This window comes from Cloacibacterium sp. Arc13, assembly GCF_041431305.1.
In the GTDB taxonomy this organism is placed as follows: domain Bacteria; phylum Bacteroidota; class Bacteroidia; order Flavobacteriales; family Weeksellaceae; genus Cloacibacterium; species Cloacibacterium caeni_B.
On the sequence record NZ_JASMRM010000002.1, the window covers coordinates 122,292 to 142,578 of the forward strand.

The 20,287-nt window shown below is 31.5% G+C and carries 20 protein-coding genes; 8 read left to right on the forward strand and 12 right to left on the reverse strand.

The window, feature by feature from the left end; genetic code table 11:
* Window position 1 precedes the first annotated feature (1 nt).
* From QO190_RS02470 to QO190_RS02495, 6 genes are all read right to left on the reverse strand, one after another.
* The gene (locus QO190_RS02470) at window positions 2–607 is read right to left on the reverse strand and encodes a hypothetical protein (RefSeq protein ID WP_371461312.1); all 606 of its coding nucleotides are present in this window, start codon (window positions 605–607) and stop codon (window positions 2–4) included.
* On the reverse strand, window positions 588–2,201 hold the full coding sequence (locus QO190_RS02475; protein WP_371461311.1) for a M1 family metallopeptidase: 1,614 nt from the start codon (window positions 2,199–2,201) through the stop codon (window positions 588–590). Before QO190_RS02475 ends, QO190_RS02470 begins: the two co-directional genes overlap by 20 nt.
* A 60-nt stretch (window positions 2,202–2,261) precedes the next feature.
* Window positions 2,262–2,786: a hypothetical protein gene (locus QO190_RS02480; protein WP_371461310.1), complete on the reverse strand. Its 525-nt coding sequence runs from the start codon at window positions 2,784–2,786 to the stop codon at window positions 2,262–2,264.
* Window positions 2,787–2,917: 131 nt separating this feature from the next.
* Window positions 2,918–4,102: a sigma-54-dependent transcriptional regulator gene (locus tag QO190_RS02485; protein WP_371461309.1), complete on the reverse strand. Its 1,185-nt coding sequence runs from the start codon at window positions 4,100–4,102 to the stop codon at window positions 2,918–2,920.
* A 40-nt stretch (window positions 4,103–4,142) separates the two neighbouring features.
* Window positions 4,143–5,519: a glycosyltransferase family 39 protein gene (locus QO190_RS02490; RefSeq protein WP_371461308.1), complete on the reverse strand. Its 1,377-nt coding sequence runs from the start codon at window positions 5,517–5,519 to the stop codon at window positions 4,143–4,145.
* Between the two features lie 9 nt (window positions 5,520–5,528).
* Window positions 5,529–6,182, reverse strand: a complete 654-nt coding sequence (locus QO190_RS02495) for a YggS family pyridoxal phosphate-dependent enzyme (protein WP_371461307.1) — start codon at window positions 6,180–6,182, stop codon at window positions 5,529–5,531.
* Window positions 6,183–6,270: 88 nt separating this feature from the next.
* On the opposite strand from QO190_RS02495, the gene QO190_RS02500 reads away from it, so the two are divergent.
* The 6 genes from QO190_RS02500 (at window position 6,271) to arsB (ending at window position 10,752) form a co-directional block, all read left to right on the forward strand.
* A complete protein-coding gene (locus tag QO190_RS02500; protein ID WP_371461306.1) occupies window positions 6,271–6,600 on the forward strand; it encodes an ArsR/SmtB family transcription factor in 330 nt (109 codons plus the stop codon).
* 179 nt (window positions 6,601–6,779) lie between these two features.
* The gene (locus QO190_RS02505) at window positions 6,780–7,619 is read left to right on the forward strand and encodes an arsenite methyltransferase (protein ID WP_371461305.1); all 840 of its coding nucleotides are present in this window, start codon (window positions 6,780–6,782) and stop codon (window positions 7,617–7,619) included.
* A gap of 42 nt (window positions 7,620–7,661) precedes the next feature.
* Entirely contained in the window at window positions 7,662–8,282 is a 621-nt protein-coding gene (locus QO190_RS02510; protein WP_371461304.1) for a class I SAM-dependent methyltransferase, read from the forward strand.
* Window positions 8,283–8,291: 9 nt separating this feature from the next.
* Entirely contained in the window at window positions 8,292–9,080 is a 789-nt protein-coding gene (locus QO190_RS02515; RefSeq protein WP_371461303.1) for a cation transporter, read from the forward strand.
* A 4-nt stretch (window positions 9,081–9,084) separates the two neighbouring features.
* A complete protein-coding gene (locus QO190_RS02520) occupies window positions 9,085–9,699 on the forward strand; it encodes a low molecular weight phosphatase family protein (protein WP_371461301.1) in 615 nt (204 codons plus the stop codon).
* A gap of 21 nt (window positions 9,700–9,720) precedes the next feature.
* Window positions 9,721–10,752 carry an ACR3 family arsenite efflux transporter gene (gene arsB, locus QO190_RS02525; protein WP_371461300.1) on the forward strand — a complete coding sequence of 344 codons (1,032 nt, stop codon included), beginning with the start codon at window positions 9,721–9,723 and terminating at the stop codon, window positions 10,750–10,752.
* A gap of 114 nt (window positions 10,753–10,866) precedes the next feature.
* Here arsB and QO190_RS02530 read toward each other — a convergent pair whose 3' ends face one another.
* The 5 genes from QO190_RS02530 to QO190_RS02550 all read right to left on the reverse strand — a co-directional run bounded on the left by QO190_RS02530 (window position 10,867) and on the right by QO190_RS02550 (window position 16,772).
* On the reverse strand, window positions 10,867–11,556 hold the full coding sequence (locus QO190_RS02530) for an NAD-dependent deacetylase (protein ID WP_371461299.1): 690 nt from the start codon (window positions 11,554–11,556) through the stop codon (window positions 10,867–10,869).
* Window positions 11,556–11,879 (reverse strand): hypothetical protein, encoded by a 324-nt coding sequence (locus QO190_RS02535; RefSeq protein ID WP_371461298.1) that lies wholly within the window; start codon window positions 11,877–11,879, stop codon window positions 11,556–11,558. The genes QO190_RS02530 and QO190_RS02535 overlap by 1 nt, the downstream gene beginning before the upstream one ends.
* Before the next feature lie 5 nt (window positions 11,880–11,884).
* Entirely contained in the window at window positions 11,885–13,444 is a 1,560-nt protein-coding gene (locus QO190_RS02540; protein ID WP_104793726.1) for an amidase, read from the reverse strand.
* Window positions 13,445–13,493: 49 nt separating this feature from the next.
* Window positions 13,494–16,100: a heavy metal translocating P-type ATPase gene (locus QO190_RS02545; RefSeq protein ID WP_371461297.1), complete on the reverse strand. Its 2,607-nt coding sequence runs from the start codon at window positions 16,098–16,100 to the stop codon at window positions 13,494–13,496.
* A 108-nt stretch (window positions 16,101–16,208) separates the two neighbouring features.
* Window positions 16,209–16,772, reverse strand: a complete 564-nt coding sequence (locus tag QO190_RS02550; RefSeq protein ID WP_371461296.1) for a helix-turn-helix domain-containing protein — start codon at window positions 16,770–16,772, stop codon at window positions 16,209–16,211.
* A 63-nt stretch (window positions 16,773–16,835) separates the two neighbouring features.
* Here QO190_RS02550 and QO190_RS02555 point away from each other — a divergent pair, with 63 nt between their 5' ends.
* Both QO190_RS02555 and QO190_RS02560 read left to right on the forward strand, forming a co-directional pair.
* A complete protein-coding gene (locus tag QO190_RS02555) occupies window positions 16,836–17,702 on the forward strand; it encodes an aldo/keto reductase family oxidoreductase (protein WP_371461294.1) in 867 nt (288 codons plus the stop codon).
* A gap of 327 nt (window positions 17,703–18,029) precedes the next feature.
* Window positions 18,030–18,377 carry an RNA-binding protein gene (locus QO190_RS02560; protein ID WP_104793722.1) on the forward strand — a complete coding sequence of 116 codons (348 nt, stop codon included), beginning with the start codon at window positions 18,030–18,032 and terminating at the stop codon, window positions 18,375–18,377.
* Window positions 18,378–18,448: 71 nt separating this feature from the next.
* On the opposite strand, the gene QO190_RS02565 is transcribed toward QO190_RS02560, so the two are convergent.
* The gene (locus tag QO190_RS02565; RefSeq protein ID WP_371461293.1) at window positions 18,449–20,248 is read right to left on the reverse strand and encodes a DUF4153 domain-containing protein; all 1,800 of its coding nucleotides are present in this window, start codon (window positions 20,246–20,248) and stop codon (window positions 18,449–18,451) included.
* Between the last annotated feature and the right edge of the window lie 39 nt (window positions 20,249–20,287).

A 20,287-nucleotide genomic window follows, 5' to 3' on the forward strand; every position in this document is an offset into this window, starting at 1 on the left:
ATTAGAGTTTTCTAAGATAAGTAGAAACTTCAATCCTAACTAAATCTTGAAATCTGTCAAAGAATTCTGTTATAAAATCTTTGGATTGAATAAGGGTTTCTAAATCTTTAACATGATAGTTGAGTACAAAACTTAATTCATATTCATTTTCGGGTAATTCTTCTTCCCAAACTCCATATTTTTTTGAAATTAAAAGACTTGTATTTTCAAAATTCTCTAATTTTTTGAGTAGAGTGGTGCTGTTAAAAATATTCTTTAACTTTTGTTCATTATTGGTTTTTATGATGTATTTTTTATCAAATTCCTCATTACCTATTTTTACATCTTGAAATCCAAAAATTTTGGCGATTTTAAAAATCAATTCATCTTCGTAGATGTTAAATTGAAAGTCATCGTAACTTTTATAAGGAATGACAAGTCTTGTAAATGTTTTACTTAAGGAAGCCTCTCCAGAAGTATAATAGGTAAAATAATCAAAATAAATCTTGAAATTTTTATAATGAAATAAGGTTCGGTCAGAATTCCAATATTTCCTCGGAATATATTCTCCTCCAATTTTTTCAGCAAAAGCTTCCCAGATTCTAATATCAGATTCCTGTTCTTTCATAATTTACATAGTAATTATCATTAAACTTAATGTCTTTTTTGTCTTTCAGTTTAATGATTTGCCAATCTTTAGTTGGAGTTAGAGTTGTATTTTCTATTCTTATAGGCAAGTTGAAACCTTCTACAGTATTCGTCCATCTGTATTTTAACGTTTTTCCACTTTGTGAATATTCTAAAATCGGGATTTGTGTAGTTCTTAAATATTGGTCAAAAACAGTAGAGAAATTTATTCCAGATTTTTCAGAAATATAATTTTCAATTTGCTGAGTAGTTACTGTTTGATGATAAAAATCTGTACCGATTCCTCTTAAAATTTGTCTGAATTTTTCATCGTCGTTTATAGCAGTTCTAATCGTGTGAAGCATATTAGCTCCTTTGTAATACATGTCACCACTTCCTTCGTTTCTTACACCGTATTTCCCGATAATAGGTTTGTCGTTTTCTATGTTTTGTCGGATTCCTTTAATATATAATTCTGCTTTTTCTTTGTTCAAATAATTTTGAGTAAAAAGCGTTTCTGAGTAACAAGTAAAACCTTCATGAATCCACATGTCAGCTTGATCTTTTGCAGTGATGTTGTTCGCAAACCATTCGTGACCAGATTCATGAATAATGATGAAATCCCAATTTAATCCAACTCCAGTTCCAGATAAATCTCTACCAAGATAACCATTTAAATAATGATTTCCGTAAGCTACATTAGACTGATGTTCCATTCCTAAATAAGGCGTTTCTACCAATTTATAACCATCTTCGTAGAAAGGATAAGCTCCAAACCAATATTCAAAAGCTTGAAGCATTGGTTTTACCTGAGTAAATTGTTTTTTGGCTTTATCTAAATTGTAAGAAAGTACATAATAATCGCAATCAAGTTTACCTTTTTCGCCATCATAGATTTCAGAAAAATGTTCAAATTTCCCAATGGTAGGAACAATGCTGTATAGATTGATAGGGTTTTTAACTTCCCAAGTGAAGATATTTTTGCCCTTTTCTACGGTTTGAGAGATTAATTTACCGTTTCCAACTCCTGTTAAATCTTTTGGCGTAATAATTTTCATTTCTATGCCTTCATCTGGCTCATCATTCCAAATATCTTTTGAAGGTAACCAAAGACTGGTTCCGTCTCCTTCTTGCGCTACAGAAATCCAAGGATTGCCTTGTTCATCTTTGGTGAAAACCCAACCTCCATCCCAAGGTGCGTGTTTTGCGATTCTAGGATTCCCGAAATATTCTAAAATCATGTAAAATCGTTCTCCTTTTTTGAAACTTTGTTGAGTTTCTATAAAAATGAAGTCGTCTTCGGTTTTTACTTGGGTGTAATTAAAATTTCCCATGAAATTTTTAGAATTCATAGGCTTTTGAAGGTCTAATTGAAACGTAGGATTTTCTACATCTTTGGTGATTTCAAAGAAAATGGTGTTTTTTCCGCTGACTGATTGATCCTGAATATTAGGTTCTACAGTGAGTTCATATTTTTTGACGTCCCAAAAATTTCTAAACGCCGTATCAGAGCCTTTTAAAGTATCTTTTTTGGTGAAAGTTTGTGCAAAGGTGATTTGACTTAATAAAATAAGGAAAAAGCCTATTTTCTTCATAAAAATATATTTTAGATGTAAAAATAAGAAAAACGGAACAAAAACAGTTTTTGAATCTGTTTAATTTAAAGTTTTTAGATAGAGTGGTGTTTTGGAAGAACCATCAGATAAAACTTCAGAATCGTAGAGTTTTTCTATACTTAAATTTTTATTTACTTCATTTTCAAACTTTTCTAGACCAATTGTTTGTTCGTCATTATTATGAATTTTATATATTTTTTTATTGGTCACAATTTCGATGCCGTTTTGACTTACTTTTTTGAGCATTTTTAATTCAAAATAACTAACACTTTCAACATCATTCCATTTCACGAAATCAATAGTATTTCTTTGTTTGATGTAGAAACCATCATTTTTGTACTCGAAAATTCCATTGTTCTTTAATATTTTGTCAGTATTCTTTTCAACATTTTCAAAGGTTTCATCTCCCATTTTTTTGTAATCAGAATATATTTTGGAGGCAGAAAAAGATAAAACAATAAGACAAATGAGAAATCCCAATAATGGGTAACCTTTGTTTACAGGATAATTGTATATAATGTAAATTAAAATTATTGAAGTAAAGAAAGTGATTCCTTTAGCCATAAAATTTAGAAGTTATTAGTTTTTAATTTAAAGTTTAAAAATAACAAAAACCACGCAAAATCACGTGGTTTAGTGTATAAATTTATTAAATTTTTCTAGTATCTAAGATCTAAAATCTAGCATCTAACATACTATTTTCTTACAAAAGCAGCTACATCTTCTGCTGTTACAGGATTTCCGCCCAAAATGATTAAACGCTCTACTACGTTTCTCAGTTCACGAATGTTTCCTGTCCAAGAGAAATTTTGAAGTGCTTTTATCGCTTTATCATCAAATTTTCTAACTGCATTTCCTTGTTCATCTGCAATGATTTGAGCAAAATGTTCTACCAAAAGCGGAATGTCTTCCTTTCTAGCATCTAATGGTGGTACATAAATTTCTATCACTGAAAGTCTATGATACAAGTCTTCTCTAAATTTTCCGTCTTCTATTTCTTTTTGTAGATTTTTATTGGTTGCAGCAACCACTCTTACATCTACTTTTATTTCTTTGTCACTTCCTACAGGTGAAACTCTGCTTTCCTGAAGCGCACGAAGAACTTTAGCTTGTGCAACCAAACTCATGTCTCCAATTTCGTCTAGGAAAATAGTTCCTCCGTTTGCTAATTCAAATTTACCTTGTTTGTCTTTTATAGCACCTGTAAATGAACCTTTTACGTGACCGAAAAGTTCAGATTCTATTAATTCTGATGGAATTGCTGCGCAATTTACCTCAATCATTGGTCCTCTGCTTCTTTCACTTTGTGCATGAATAGAGTGGGCTACCAATTCTTTACCAGCACCATTTGGACCTGTAATGAGAACTCTTGCATCTGTAGCAGCTACTTTTTCAATCATATTTTGAATTTTAGAAAGCGCTTCAGAAGTACCAATCATTTGGTATTTTTTGTTGACTTTTTTCTTGAGCTGAGTATTCTCTTTTTGAAGAACTTTAGTCGTTTGAACCAAATTTTTACGGTCAAGAGCATTTCTTACGCTGGTAATCAATCTATTGATGTCAATAGGTTTTGAAATAAAATCGTAAGCGCCATCTTTAAGAGAATTTACGGCAGTATCAATGTCAGCATGACCAGAAATCATGACAAAAGTAGTGTCTGGTTTTAATTGAAGTGATTGTTTCAAAAGTTCTGTACCCGAAAGTTTTGGCATTTTTATATCTGAAATGACTAAGGCAAAATCATCTTTTTCGATGAGTTTGTAGGCTTCTAAACCATCTTCTGCAACCAAAACTTCGTAATTGGTTAATTCATCTGATAAAATACTGTGCAGTACACCAGAAATTGCTTTTTCGTCTTCTACGATTAATACTTTTTGCATAAGGCAAATTTATTTATTTTTATGGAGAACCTGTGTGAAATTATTTAATATCACTGCTAAAAATAATGCTTTTTTTATTTTTAACAGTGTCTTTTAACAATAAATTAATTTCTGGATTTTTTGAAATAATTATATTTCCATCAATAAATGGTTTTTGTTGATTACCATGTTCGTAATAAAAAGATTTATTAATAATAGGAATTTTATATTCTTTACGCGATTTTTCTACATTTTTTATATTATCAAAATAGTACTTTTTGTCTTTTAAATTTACGAATTGATTCTCAACTTCTGCTTTTCTTTTAAGAAAATTTTGTGGAGTTTTTATCAAGTAAGCAGCATTAAATAGAAGTGAAAATACAGCTAAATAAAATATGATTTTTTTATTATAATCAGATTGAAAATATAGAATTATAGCACTAAGAAATAAAGGGAAACTGCTTTCGGAAAGCATTCTAGTATTGAGTTCTTCTATGCCTTGAAAAAATTTTGAGATGATTACTAAAACCAAATAAGTTGCCGAAGAAATCAATAAAAATGTAATTGTAAAATCTGACTTCCAAGCTTTATTTTTTTTGAAGAGATGGTAAATTAGATAAATAAAAATAAGATTAATAAAGAAAAGAAAAAACTCTATAATAATAGTGATGGGAGTAAAATGAGCAGGTTTTATTCCAAGAATTGGGTTTGCTAAGTTCATCACTCCAAGAAAATTTCTAATGATATCAAGACCAATACTGGTCTTATCTACAGAAAATCTCTCATTTTCGCCCATAATTCCTCCGAAATTTAGAAAATTATAGAGCATGTAAGAAGCAAGGAAGAAACCACTTAAAATTATTACAACGAAAAAATCTTTTTTATAATTCTTAAAAGTTGGTTTTCTATAATTTATTAAGAAAAAAATAAGTATTGCTATGTAAATAAAAATCCCAGAATATCGGGTTAAAAATAACGCAAGAAATAATAAACTTGTTGGCAATATAAAAGACCAGCCTTTTTTATTTTTGGTAAAAAATTCATGAAAATAATAGATTAAAAAATAAAAAATTCCTAAAAATAAACCTTCAGATATGAGATTGTATATGCAAAAAACAAAAATTTTGGTACATAATAAAATAACGGTTTCTTTGAAATAAAATTTCTTATAATAAGAAAATACTCCAATAAGTAAAACAGTCAAAATGCTTACTATTCTTGCAGAAAAATAATAATCATCCGTTAATGAATGAAATAATCTAATTATTAAAGGATAGCCTAGTGGAAAAAGATTAGATTTTACATCAGGAATACTATCTGCAATTTTTATATAACTCAGCGTATCTGCAACTATTCCTCCATAAGAAATAAAAAAAGGAATAAAAATTGCGAAAAATAAAATGGCAAAGTAGAGGTAAGTATATTTTTTCTCAGTCATCCTTAAATTTTAATAATTTCTCACTCCAAATATAGCAGAACCTATTCTTACAGAAGTAGAGCCACATTCTATTGCAAGTGCAAAATCGTCACTCATTCCCATAGAAAGTGTTTCTAGTTTTCTGAAGGTAGAAAGTTCATCGAATAGAGATTTTAGAACTAAAAACTCTGATTTTACTTGATTTTTGTTGTCTGTAAAAGTTGCCATTCCCATCAAACCTAAAATCTCAATATTTGGGTATTTGTGTTCTAAATAATTGCTGAAAATTTCTTTCGCTTCAGCGATTTCAAGACCATATTTGGTTTCTTCTTCGGCAATTTTTACTTGAAGTAAAACTTTAATTATTCTATTGTTTTTTGCTGCTTCTTTGTTGATTTCTAATAATAATTTTTCAGAATCTACACTTTGAATGGTATCTATAAAAGGAGCAATGTATTTTACTTTATTGGTTTGTAAATGCCCAATTAAATGCCATTGAATATCAGCAGGAAGTTCATTTACTTTGGTTAAAAGCTCTTGTACTTTATTTTCTCCAAAAATTTTTTGTCCGCAATCATAAACTTCTTTTATTTTTTCAACAGGATGAAATTTAGAAACAGCTACCAATTCTATGTTTTCTGGGATTTGGGCTTTAATTTTATGGTAATTTTCTTGAATAGACATAATTTTGAATTTCTTTTTCAAATTTATGAAGAAAATTTTGGTTTAGAAAATTATACATCGTAATATTGCAATATGAAAATATAAAAATATGGGAATTTCTAAAACTGAACATTTTACAGAAGAACAAAATGAAGTGGCAAAATTAATGAAAGCGCTTTCTCATCCTGCTAGAATTGCGATTGTAGAATATTTACTTTCTGTAGATTCATGTATTTGTAATGATATTGTTGAGGAAGTGAAACTAGCACAACCAACCGTTTCTCAACACCTTAAAGAACTGAAAAACGCAGGAATTATACAGGGGGAAATAGATGGAAAAGCGATTTGTTATTGTATTAATCCAGATACATTGAAGAAAATGGAGCATTTTATTTCTGAAATTTTCAGAAAAATAGAAAAGCAGAAATCTTGCTGCTAAAGTTATTTCAAAAATGAAAACGGAACTAGCCCTGATTGAGCGCTTTGTTTGAGCTCTTTTTATTTTGTCATTCTGAGCGGAGTCGAAGAATCTAAAAATAAAAAAGCGAGTAGCGAAAGCAGGAAATAGCTTCAAAAAAATATCAAAAATTTATCATTTAAAATTTAAAATTTAAAAAAATGAATTCTAACGAAGAAATCAAAGAAATGGTAAAGCAAAAATATGCAGAAATTGCTTTGCAAAACCAAGATACTAACGCTTCATCTTGCTGTGGAAGTGGCGGTTGTAGTACCGAAGTGTACAATATAATGACGGATGATTATGACCATTTAGAAGGTTATAATCCTGATGCAGACCTTAAATTAGGTTGCGGTTTGCCAACAGAATTTGCCAAAATAAAAAAAGGCGATTACGTAGTAGATTTAGGAAGTGGAGCAGGAAATGACTGTTTCGTAGCTCGTGCAGAAACTGGCGAATCTGGAAAAGTGGTGGGAATAGATTTCACTCCTGAAATGATAGAAAAAGCAAGAAATAATGCAGATAAATTAGGTTTCAATAATGTAGAATTCCGTTTGGGAGACATTGAGAATATTCCTTTGATGAGCAATGTTGCCGATGTTGTGGTAAGTAACTGTGTAATGAATTTGGTTCCTAACAAACCAAAAGCTTTTGCAGAAGTTCAAAGAATTTTGAAACCAACTGGTCATTTTTCGATTTCTGATATTGTTTTGGTGGGAGATTTACCCGAAAAAATTAAAAATGCCGCAGAAATGTATGCTGGTTGCGTAGCATCTGCCATTCAAATGGAAGATTATTTGAAAATTATCGAAAATTCTGGTTTCAAAAACATTACTTTACAGAAGAAAAAACCGATTATCGTTCCAGATGATATTCTAAAAAATTATCTGAACGAAGAAGAAATTCAGCAGTATAAAGATTCTACCACTAGAATTTACAGCATAACGGTTTATGCAGAAAAAGTAGTGGGTTGTTGTACTCAAAATTCGGGTTGTTGTTAAATTATTTTTTTTAAATCCTTGAAGGATTGCTTACTTTAAACTATGGAAATAAATAAAAAGCAACATTGGGAAAATGTTTTTGCCACCAAAAAAGAAACAGAAGTAAGTTGGTATCAAGAGAAACCTGAAACTTCTCTACAATTTTTTGAAAGAAATAAAATACCAAAAACTTCCAAAATTTTAGAAATTGGTGGTGGTGATAGTTATTTGATTGACAATCTTTTAGAACAAGGCTTTGAAAGTATTACTTTACTTGATATTTCAGAAAATGCGATAGAAAGAATCAAGAAAAGATTAGGTGAAAAAGCAGAAAAAGTACGTTTTGTAGTGTCTGATATTTTAGATTTTTCTCCTTCAGGAAAATTTGATGTGATACATGATAGAGCAAGTTTTCATTTTTTGACCAGAGAAGAAGATATTCAAAAATATGCTACTTTGATGAGCGATATTTTAGGAGAAAACGGACTGTATTTTGTGGGAACTTTTTCAGAATCAGGACCTCTAAAATGTAGTGGTTTAGATATTACGCAATACAGCAAAGAGAAATTCTTGAATATTTTCGGAAATGATTTTTCGCTTTTAAATAGTTTTGAAGAAACACATAAAACACCTTTTGAAACTACTCAAAACTTTATTTTCTGCGAATTCCAAAAGAAAATGTAATTTTATATGATGAAAAAATCCAAATTCAAAATCCATAAAATGGATTGCCCTTCAGAAGAGCAAATCATCAGAATGAAGCTTCAGAATTTCACATCAATTGAAGCTTTGGATTTTGATATTCACAATCGAGAATTATTGGTTTTTCATCATGAAAATGAAGAAGAAATTTTCAAACAATTAGAAACACTAAATTTTGATACACAGCATATTTCTACAGAATTTACGCAAGAAAAACTCCAAGAACACAAAAATCAAACACAATTGCTTTGGAGTGTTTTAGGAATCAATTTTTTCTTTTTTTTGCTAGAAATTTTCTATGGTTTTTGGTCTAACTCTATGGGATTAGTTGCCGATAGTCTAGATATGTTGGCAGATAGTTTTGTGTATTTATTGGCTTTATTTGCAGTTGGAAAAGCCATTGAAAGAAAGAAAAATGTTGCCAAAATAAGCGGATATTTTCAGTTGATTTTGGCAATTTTAGGTTTAACAGAAGTTTTGCGAAGGTTTTTTGTGAAAACAGAAGTTCCAGAATTTCAAATGATGATGCTTATTTCGTTTTTTGCATTATTAGGGAACGCAGCTTGTCTTTATCTTTTGCAAAAAAGTAAAAGCAAAGAAGCACATATTCAGGCGAGTGTAATCTTTACTAATAATGATGTGACGATCAATCTAGGAGTGATAATTGCTGGGGTTTTAGTCTATTTTACACATAGCAAAATGCCAGATTTAGCCATTGGAACTCTTATTTTTATCTTGGTGACGAGAGGCGCTTTTTCGATTTTAAAACTATCAAAATAATCAAATGAACTTAAAAATTAGAGAAATAATTGCTCAACTTTCTACGGAAAGGATTTCGGAGGAACGAAAAATAACCCTTCAACCTTTAATTGAATTTATCTCTTCTAAAATATCTAAAAATAAAGAAGTTAGATTAAATTTTATTTGTACTCATAATTCCAGAAGGAGTCATCTTTCACAGATTTGGGCACAAACAATGGCGAATTATTATCAAATTGAAAATGTGTTTTGCTATTCTGGTGGAACAGAAGCAACAGCCATGTTTCCAAAAATTTCTGAAACGCTTACAAATCAAGGTTTTGAAATTTTAAAATTATCAGAAACTGAAAATCCTGTTTATGCGGTAAAATTTGCCGAAAATGAACATGCGGTGATTTGTTTTTCTAAAAAATATGATGATGATTTTAATCCGATGTCAACATTTGCCGCCATTCTCACGTGTGATTCTGCAGACGAAAATTGTCCAATTGTTTACGGTGCAGAAGCTAGAATTCCAATAAAATACGAAGATCCTAAAAAATCTGATGGAACGCCTGAAATGAACGAAACATATTTCAACAGAAGTTTAGAAATTGCTACAGAAATGAAATTTGTCTTTGAAAATTTAAGAAAATCATAAACCAAACTCATAAAATTTAATATGAAACCCAAACTGAAATTTCTTGACAGATATTTAACATTATGGATTTTTTCAGCAATGATTTTTGGAGTTTTGCTCGGGAAATTTGTGCCAGCAATTCCAGAAACCATCAATCAATTTTCTAGTGGGACGACTAATATTCCATTAGCAATTGGTTTGATTTTGATGATGTTTCCGCCGTTAGCTAAAGTAGATTATAGTCTTTTGCCTATGGCTTTTAAAGACCGTAAAACGATGGGAGTTTCTTTGCTTCTCAATTGGATTATTGGTCCGATTTTGATGTTCGTTTTAGCAATTATTTTCCTGAAAGATGAACCCAATTACATGGTTGGATTGATTTTAATAGGCTTAGCAAGATGTATTGCAATGGTGATTGTGTGGAACGATTTAGCTTCTGGAAATCGTGAATATGCCGCAATGTTGGTGGCGTTGAACAGTATTTTTCAAGTGTTTACGTACAGTTTTTATGCTTGGTTGTTTATTAATTTTTTACCACAATATTTAGGTTTTGGAGATTTTGAAATCTCAGTTCCCATGAAAGATGTAGCGATAAGTGTTGCCATTTATTTGGGAATTCCTTTTGTTACAGGCTTTTTGACGAGATATTTCTTGATTGCTCAAAAAGGAAAAGAGTGGTACAATAGAGTTTTCGTTCCGAAAATTTCGCCAATTACTTTATATGCATTGTTATTTACAATAGTGGTGATGTTCAGTTTAAAAGGCGATAAAATTGTAGAATTGCCTTTTGACGTGCTTAAAATAGCGATTCCATTGGTGATTTATTTTGTTTTGATGTTTTTCACCAGTTTCTTTATCAATCGTAAATTAGGCATTGATTATGATAAAAACGCTTCAGTTTCTTTCACCGCCACTGGAAATAATTTTGAACTCGCGATTGCCGTTGCCATTGCCGTTTTTGGGATTCATTCTAAAGAGGCTTTTGCTGGAGTAATTGGGCCACTTATAGAAGTTCCAGTGCTTATTTTATTGGTAAAAGCAAGTCTTTGGTTAAAGAAAAAATGGTATAAATAACAATAAATTTTAGTCAAATTAATAATGTAAATTCGAATAAAATATTAAAATCAATTGGAACGGGCTTTAGCCCGTTTTCAAATTTTAAAAAAATCAATTGGCTTTAGCCAAAATTTAAATAATTTGTTTTAACAATCTCTTTTTCAAAATTTTCATTCCTTCAGTAGCCGAAGTTTTCAAGAAATTTTCATGTTTGGTGAATTGGTTTTCTAAATGTGGATCAATCACAAAAATTTCACAATTCTTAGGAATGTAATGTATCAATCCAGCAGCTGGATAAACTTGCATAGAAGTTCCTATCACGATGAAAATATCTGCTTCAGAAGCTATTTCCGCCGCATTTTCCATTTCTGGAACCATTTCACCAAACCAAACAATATGCGGACGAAGTTGGTTTCCCAATTCATCACAATCTCCTAAATTGCAATCTTTTTCCCAGTCTAAAATTTGGGTTTCATCATTTACCGAACGTACTTTTTTCAGTTCACCATGAAGATGAATAACTTTATTAGAACCCGCTCTTTCGTGTAAATCATCTACATTTTGGGTGATGATATGTACATCAAAATATTGTTCTAATTCTGCAAGAATTTCGTGAGCGAGATTGGGTTTTATTTCTTTCAATTGCCTTCGTCTCAAATTATAAAAATCTAAAACCAACTGCGGATTTCTGGCAAAACCTTCTGGCGAAGCCACATCTTCTATTCTGTGGTTTTCCCAAAGTCCGTTAGAATCTCTAAACGTAGAAATTCCACTTTCCGCAGAAATTCCTGCACCTGATAAAACGACGAGTTTCTTTTTCATCACTCAATTTTTTTCTTACTGAATTTCTTTCTAAATTCTAGTTTTTGAAGTTGTCTTTCGATAATTAATTTGGCAATGGTTTTACTAGAACTGATGGTTTTGTCTTCATTTTGAAGGGCAATTTTCAGTTTTTGTTCACTGATGTCAATTCGGTATAATAAGTTGACTAATTTATTGAAGTCTTTGTCTATCAATTTATTAATAAAAACGGCGAGATTGTTTTCTAAATCTTCGGCTGAATATTTTTCCAAAACTTCAGGAAACTCATGAGATATGAGTTTGTTCATTAATTCCTCGGGATTATATTTCTGAAGATCAGACATTTTTTCTAATTTTTAAACTGTGGAACCAATCTCTGTGGATTTTTTTGTTCAAAAGTATAGGCCATATTGATGAGTTTTCCTTCGCTCCAAGCTTCTGCGTAAAATAAAATTCCAACCGGTAATCCATCAATATTTCCCATAGGAACGGTAATGCTAGGATAACCAGCAATCGCAGCAGCACCAGAACCTTCAAAAATATAATTGTCGCCATTTACCATATCCGTTTTCCAAGCTGGACTGGTAGAAGCAGCGATGAGTGCGTCTAATTTGTACTTTTTCAGCGTGGCATCAATTCCATTTTTTCGACTTCCTTCTTGAATTTCTTTTAATAATTTGGCGTAATTTTCATCTTGCATTCCTTTTGTAGCCTGCGTCATTTCTAGAAATTCTTGTTTGAAATATTTCATTTCTTCAGGATTGTTTTTGTTGAAAACTATCAATTCTTCTACAGATTTTATTTTAGCATTTGGTCCTAAAGATTTGAAATAATTGTTCAATCCATCTTTGTATTCCAAAATCATTAAATCAAAAGATTTTCCCTGAATTTCATTTGAAACAGGCTCTTCTGAAATTTCCACTAAAATGGCACCTTCTTTCTCCAAAAATTTCAAATTTTCTTGAAAAAGTGCATCTACTTTTACATTTCCACTTGATTTTTTAGAATAACCAATTCGTTTTCCTTTTAGACCGTCTAGTTTTAAGAAAGAAGTATAATCTGTTTTTGCGATATTTTTGGAAGCTAAAGTATGCGCATCTTTTTCGTCAACACCTGTCAAAACGCCAAGAGCAATCGCAGCGTCTTTCACCGTTCTCGTCATTGGTCCTGCTGTATCTTGCGAAACAGAAATCGGGATAATTCCGCATCTGCTCACTAATCCAACCGTAGGTTTTAAACCCACAATTCCATTTACGCTACTCGGACAAATAATAGAGCCATTGGTTTCGGTTCCAATCGCGAAAATTCCCAAATTTGCAGAAATTGCAGCACCAGAACCTGCACTAGAACCACAAGTATTTCTCGTTAGATCATAAGGGTTTTTAGTTAAACCACCATTTCCACTCCAGCCAGAAACAGACATCATTCCACGGAAATTTGCCCATTCCGAAAGATTGGTTTTCCCGATGATAATAGCGCCAGATTTTCTTAATTTTTCAACCAAAAATGCATCATGCAGCGGAAAAGAATCTTTCATTGCCAAAGAACCTGCTGTATTTGGCATTTTATCTTTGGTGTCAATATTATCTTTCAGCAAAACGGGAACGCCAAAAAGTGCTCCTTTCCTTAATTGTAAAGGAACTTGATCTAAGCTGTCTGCAATTTTCATCGCATCAGGATTTACCGTAATTACAGAATTGAGTTTTGCTCCGTTTTTGTCGACTTTTTCTATTCTTTCTAAGTAAGATTTTACAACTTCTGAAATTTTATATTCTTTATTTTGATAGCCTTTTTGAAGCTTTTCGATATCGTATTCTAAGAATTTAAAATCTTTGTTATAATCTGTATTTTGAGCATTCATTAAGAAAAATGAAGCCATAGAAAGCATTGATAAAAGTTTTCTTTTCATTCGAGATATTATTTATCTCAAAGATACATTTTTCGTCTAAAAAATCAACTTAAATTTTCAATTTTACATTGTTCAATCTCAAAGAATTTGCAATTACCGAAACTGATGAAAAACTCATTGCAGCAGCAGCAAACATTGGTGATAATAAAACGCCAAAAATAGGGTAGAGTAAACCTGCAGCAATCGGAATTCCGAGTGTGTTGTAGGCAAAAGCAAAAAACAAGTTTTCTTTTACATTTTTCATCATTTTTTCGCTCAAAATTTTAGATTTTGCTACGCCAGAAATATCTCCTTTCAATAAAGTTATTTCTGCAGAATTCATCGCGATATCGGTTCCTGTTCCCATTGCAATTCCTACATTAGCTTGTGCAAGAGCAGGAGCGTCGTTTATTCCATCGCCAGTCATGGCTACAATTTTTCCGTGATTTTGGAGGTTTTTAACCTCGTTTATTTTGTCTTGAGGAAGACAATTCGCAAAATATTTTTTGATGCCAAGACTTTCTGCAACGTGTTTTGCAGTCGCTTCATTATCGCCTGTCATCATGATAACTTCAATGCCTTTATTTTGTAAAGATTTGATGGCGGATTTTGCATTTTCTTTGATTTTATCTTTAAAGCCAAAAACAGCAACTGCTTTTCCATCAATCGTTAAATATGAAACGGTATTGGCTTCGTTTTCTAAAATTTGGGCTTTTTGAAGTAAATTTTCAGAAATTTCAAAGTTATTTTCTTTGAGAAAATGAATATTTCCAAGGAACAATTTTTTACCATCAATTTCTCCTAAAATTCCTCTACCTGAAATATTTTCAAAGTTTTTCACATTGTCATTTTGAGCGAAAGAATTTAGCGAAAAATCTTTATTAACAGATTCTTCATTTCGCTTTTGAACTACGTTCGCAGACTTATAGTCTGTATTCAGAATGACAGCATTTAAAACCGCTTGTGAAAGTGGATGTTCTGAATTTTTATTAAGAGAAGCTGCCAATTGTAATGCTTCATTTTCCGGAATATTTTCTGAGAAAATTTGAGTTAAAGAAGGCTTTCCTTCGGTTAAAGTTCCTGTTTTATCGGTAATTATTACGTTTACTTTCTCCATTTCTTCCAAAGCTTCTGCATTTTTAATTAAAATTCCGTTTCTCGCACCTTTTCCAATTCCTACCATTACAGACATTGGTGTCGCTAAACCAAGAGCACAAGGACAAGCTACAATTAAAACCGCTAAAGCATTCACCAAAGCGAAAATAGCTCGATTTTCTCCACCGAAAAAGTACCAGAAAATGAAAGTTAATACTGAAATTGCAATGACAATAGGAACAAAAATTTTAGAAACTTTATCCGTTAGTTTTTGGATTGGCGCTTTGCTTCGACTTGCTGAGTTGACCATTTCTATAATTTGAGAAAGTAAGGTGTCTTTGCCAACTTTCTCTGTTTTCATGAGGAAAATTTGGTTTCCGTTGATGGTTCCAGAAGTGACTTTGTCGCCTAATTTTTTTTCCGCAGGAATAGGTTCTCCAGTAATCATGCTTTCGTCAATCGTGGTATTTCCTTCAATAATTTCTCCGTCAACAGGAATTTTTTCTCCAGGTTTTACCTTCAAGATGTCGCCAATTTTGACTTCCGAAATCGGAATGTTTTTTTCTACATTATTTTGAATGAGATGCGCTTCTTTTGGCGAAAGATTCATCAGTTCTTTGATGGCGTTTCCTGTTTTTTGATGGGCTTTTGCTTCTAGCATTTGTCCGAAAATAACCAAAGTTAAAATCACAGCTACCGCTTCGAAATACAACGGTACTTCGTGATGATTTTGCATCAATTCATGCGGAATTAAACTCGGAAAAGTGAGTGCGAAAATGCTGTAAACGAAAGCTGCACTTGCTCCTAAACCAATTAATGAAAACATATTAAGATTCCAAGATTTAAAAGAAATCCAAGCTCTTTTGAATAAAAACCAGCCTGTAAAAAATACTACAGGAAGCGTAAAAATCAATTGTAAAATTCCAGAAATTCTTGAACTAAAAGGAAACTTAAAAAACATTCCTCCCATCGATAAAATAAAAACGGGAAGCGTAAAAGCAACAGAAATCCAGAATTTCTTTTGCAAATTTTTATAGGTGTCGTCTTCGGATTCATCGTCGTTTCCAGTGATTTTAACCAAATCCATTCCACAAACTGGGCATCCAACATTTTCGGGATAGGTTTTATCTCCTTCACAAAACATAGGGCAATAGTAGCCGCTTTCTGCACTCGGCTTTCTGCTTTCAGCTGATGGCTGATTGCCGAATGCCGATTGCTTTTCCTCTATCGGAACGCAGTACATATTGCAAACAGGGCAACGTTTACCTTGCACGAAATAGACTTTGTCGCCTTCACATTCCATCGGGCAATAATAAACCGAACTTGGCGAAACTCTATCTTGAGGTGGAATAAATTGTGTATTTTTCGGTTTTTCTGGATCCTCTAAAACGTAATTTCCTGCATTTTTAAGCTCTGAATTGATTTTTTCTAAGTCGATTTCTTGTTCAGAAGTGATTTCAACAAAGTTTCCTGCGAGATTTACATCGGCTTTTATTCCTTCAACATTATTTAAAGCAGAAGAAATCTTTTTCTGACAGCCTTCACAAGACATTCCCAGAACGTTATATTTTTTGGTATTCATCTTTCTTAATTTTGATACAAATTTCAAAATTAATCAAATAAAAACCATTATCAAATCATGGCAGAATGTTATGAAATTTAGATTTTTAGGATTGAAGGAAAATGAAGTTTAAATTAAATCAATAGGAAGTCTCTTTTTCTCTTTCAGTTCTTGAAATTGTGATGGCGAAAATCCTGTGATTTTTTTGAACTGTTGAGAAAGGTGTTGAACCGTTTTATAACCTAATTTATCGGCAATCTGAGAAAGGGTAAGTTCGCGATAAATCAAAAGTTCCTTTACTTTTTCAATTTTTTGAAGGATAAAATATTGTTCTAAGGTGATGTTTTCGGTTTGCGAAAAAACCTTAGAAATACTGCTATATTCTTTGTTGAGTTTTTCTGAAAGGTATTTAGAAAGCAAGAAATCTTCATCAATGTCAAGATTTTGAACTTTTTCTAAAATGAGTTTTTTGATGTTTTCGATTTGTTTTTGTGAAGTGTTTTCCAAAATTTCAAAACCTATTTTTTGTAAATTTTCGTTGAGTTTTTGAAGCTTATTCTTAGAAAAATCATTAGAAGTTTCTACCCAACCCAAATTCACAGATACAAAATCAATTTCAGAATTTCGGAAAACATCTTCTACCGCAGTAATACAGCGGTTACAAACCATATTTTTAATGTGAATAGTCATCATATTTTCACAAAAATACAACTTTTAGAACTTGTAGTTTTCTTATCTTTGATAAAAATTAAAATTATGGATTTTTCAAAAATTATTATTGGAGTAATGCGATGGGGAATTTGGGGAGCCAATCATTCTGAAAGTGGTGTGCAAAAATTAATAGAAACGTCTTTAGAAGAGGGTTTATCTACTTTTGATCATGCAGATATTTATGGTGGTTATACTACAGAAGAATTGTTCGGAAATGCTTTTTCTGAAATGAAAATTGAACGTGAAAAAATTCAGTTGATTACCAAATGTGGAATTTGTATGCCTTCTGAAAAGAAAAATTTTCCGTTGAAATACTATAATTATTCTAAAGAATATATTCTGAATCAGGTAGATGAGAGTTTGAAAAATCTAAAAACAGACTATATAGATTTGTTATTGTTACACAGACCTTCTCCACTCATGAATCCTGAAGAAATAGCTGCTGCATTCGGAATTTTGAGAAGTTCTGGAAAAGTGAGAGATTTCGGGGTGAGCAATTTTTCGGTGACTCAGTTTGATTTAATTTCTAAATATTTTCCGCAATTGGTGACTAATCAAGTAGAAGTTTCTTTGACGGAAACCAAAGCTTTTTATGATGGAACGATTGACCAAATGATGATGAAAAAGTTGCAACCTATGGCTTGGAGTGTGATGGGAAGTTATTTCGCAGAAGATTCTGAAAGAACCGCGAGAATAAAATCGGTTTTGGGTGATTTGTCAAAAAAATATAATGCAGACGAAGCACAACTTTTACTTGCATTTCTCTTAAAACATCCTGCTAAAATTTTACCGATTATAGGAACGTCTAAAGCGGAAAGCATAAAATCTCTTAAAAAATCTTTGGAAATAGATTTAACTGTAGAAGATTGGTTTACTCTTTTAGAAGCTAGTTTGGGACATAAAGTGCCTTAGAATTAGGTAGAGGTAAAGGTAAAGGTAAAGGTAAAGGTAAAGGTTGAGTGGTGTTTTATAACGTGAGTTTGCGTGAGTACGAAGCGATTTGTCTGAGCTCTCCCGAAAATTTATTTTCGGGAAGCGAGTGAGCGTAGAACGACCTATTTTACAGGGATTTAGGCTTTGGGAAATAGGGCACGCCAAAATAAAAATTGTTTATGTCATTTATTGTTGTATCTTGCGAAAGATTTCTTATAAATGTTTTTCAAAATAATGTTCATTCGTTTTTTGTCATCTTTTATAATTCAATCATTTAGGACAATTTTAATTTAATTTTTTTTAACAATGAACATTTTTGTTTCAAACATCAATTACGTAACTAAAGATTATCAGTTACAAGATTTATTTTCAGAATTTGGCGAAGTATCTTCGTGCAAAATTATTACAGACAAAGAAACAGGTAGAAGTAGAGGATTCGGATTCGTAGAAATGAGTGATGAAGAAGGTCAACAAGCAGTTGAAGCTCTAAACGGTAAAGAATTTAACGGTAAAGAACTTAACGTTTCTGAAGCGAAACCAAGAGAAGAAAAACCAAGAAGAAGTTTCGATAACAACAGAGGTGGTGGTTACGGAAACAGAGGTGGTTACGGAAATAACAGAGGTGGAAACGATAGAGGTGGAAGCCGTTGGTAAACAATCTTTTTTCAAAGAAAAAAATGAAGCGACTCAGGAATGAGTCGCTTTTTTATTGGGGTAAATAGGAATTATTTTTTCTTGACTAAAATAACCATGTCTCTCACAGAAATATTATCTTTTTTGTTGACTTTATTGTTGATGATTTCTGAAAAATATACTTTGAAATGATACTGGTGCAAATCAAATTCTGTAGAAATTTCTTCTATTGGAGTATTGAGCTGGTCTGCATTATCTTTTTCTAATTGTTTTTTGAGAAATGGAGTTAAATCATAAGATTGTGTAACTTTGGTAGGTGATTCTAAATCAATGATATATCCTGAAAAAAAATAACCATCTTTAATTGGTTTTGTCTTTAGCATATAATCGTCTAATTGTTCTTCGTTTTGAATGTCAGTATTGCTAAAAACAATAAGTTTTTCGTAGTTCTGAATATCATAATTTCTTTTGTTAGAAAATACACCTTGATAATCGCTTTTGTAAGCATTAACTTCTTTCGATTTAATGATGTTTTGGAAAGAAATTCTTATTTCTGAATTCACCATATATCTTTCTTTTTCTAATATTTTTTTGAATTTAGAAAAATGAGTTTCTGGGATATATTTGAGGAGAAAAGCCTGTTGTTTTCTTTCGTTCAGAAATTGAAATTTATTGGCAATTTCAATAGCCACTGAATCTTGAATCGCTTTTTCAAAATTAATTTTTCCTTTTTCTAAAAGTTGGTTTTTGGTTAGAATTTGTTGTAATTCTGTTTTTTGACTTCTTTTAGCGGTAGAAAAAGCATTAACATAAGGGAAAATCAATGCAAATACACCGAAGATAAACAGTGAAATGGGCACAAATTTAATGGTCGCTTTTTTGTAAAAAATAAAATAAAAAACGACTGTAGTAAGCCAAAGTGCCAATAGTAAAACGAAATATCTCGGCTCTGTATAACCATATTCTAAAATTCTGGTAAAAATCGCTACAAAAAGTAAAACCAATAATGGAATAAGCGTGTAATAGAAAATTTTGGAGAAAACTTTTACCCAAGATTTTGCAGATTCTTCTTTCAATGGATGAACCAAAAGCAAGGCTAAAATTCCGACCACTGAATAAATTAAAATAAGATAAGAAACCCAACCTCGTGGTAATTCCCATTTAATCAATATTTTACCTGCGTAAAAATATAAAATAGTTACATAAATTAATAATAACGGAATCAGAACAAACTGTGTGAAAAATTTCAGAATTTGAGGGTAACTTCCGTCTTTTTCGAGTTGAAAAATTCCTTTGTCGTTAAAAATTAGAAAAATGAAAGTGCTTCCTGAAATGGCTAAAAACAGAATGGTTTTAGGATAAAGATTATTATTAAAATTGAAGTCAAATAATTTATCAACCGCCAAAATCGCTAAAACAACTCCCAAAACCAAAACGCCTGTGAAAACGGCAGTCAAGAAAATATTGATAAATAAATTTTTATTGAATTGCCAGAAATTAAGTTCTGGTTTTTTATTCAAAAATCCTGAAAATGAAACGAATAAGTGTGATAAAATGACCAGCGCAAAAATCACGAAGCCATTTACTTCTGTAAATTGCTTTTCGGAGTCTGGTAAATAAAAATAAAACCAAACGAGAAATGCAGCTCCCAAAATTTCTAAAAGAAAACCTTTGCCAATTCTTTGAGAAAGCATTTTGATTCCAAACATCAGCGAAATTCCCAAACATCCGGTAAAAGCTAATTTTGTTACTAAAAATTGATTGTCTTGGTGGTCAATTTCTATTGCAACAACCGCAGAAATAGCTGCAATAAGTGCTGCGGTAAGAACCATAGGATATCTTAAAATAATATCATCGGTTTTTCCCCAGATTTCTTTAAATTTTGTAATCATGATGTATGCTTTGAAGTTGGAAAAAGGGTGTTCTATTTC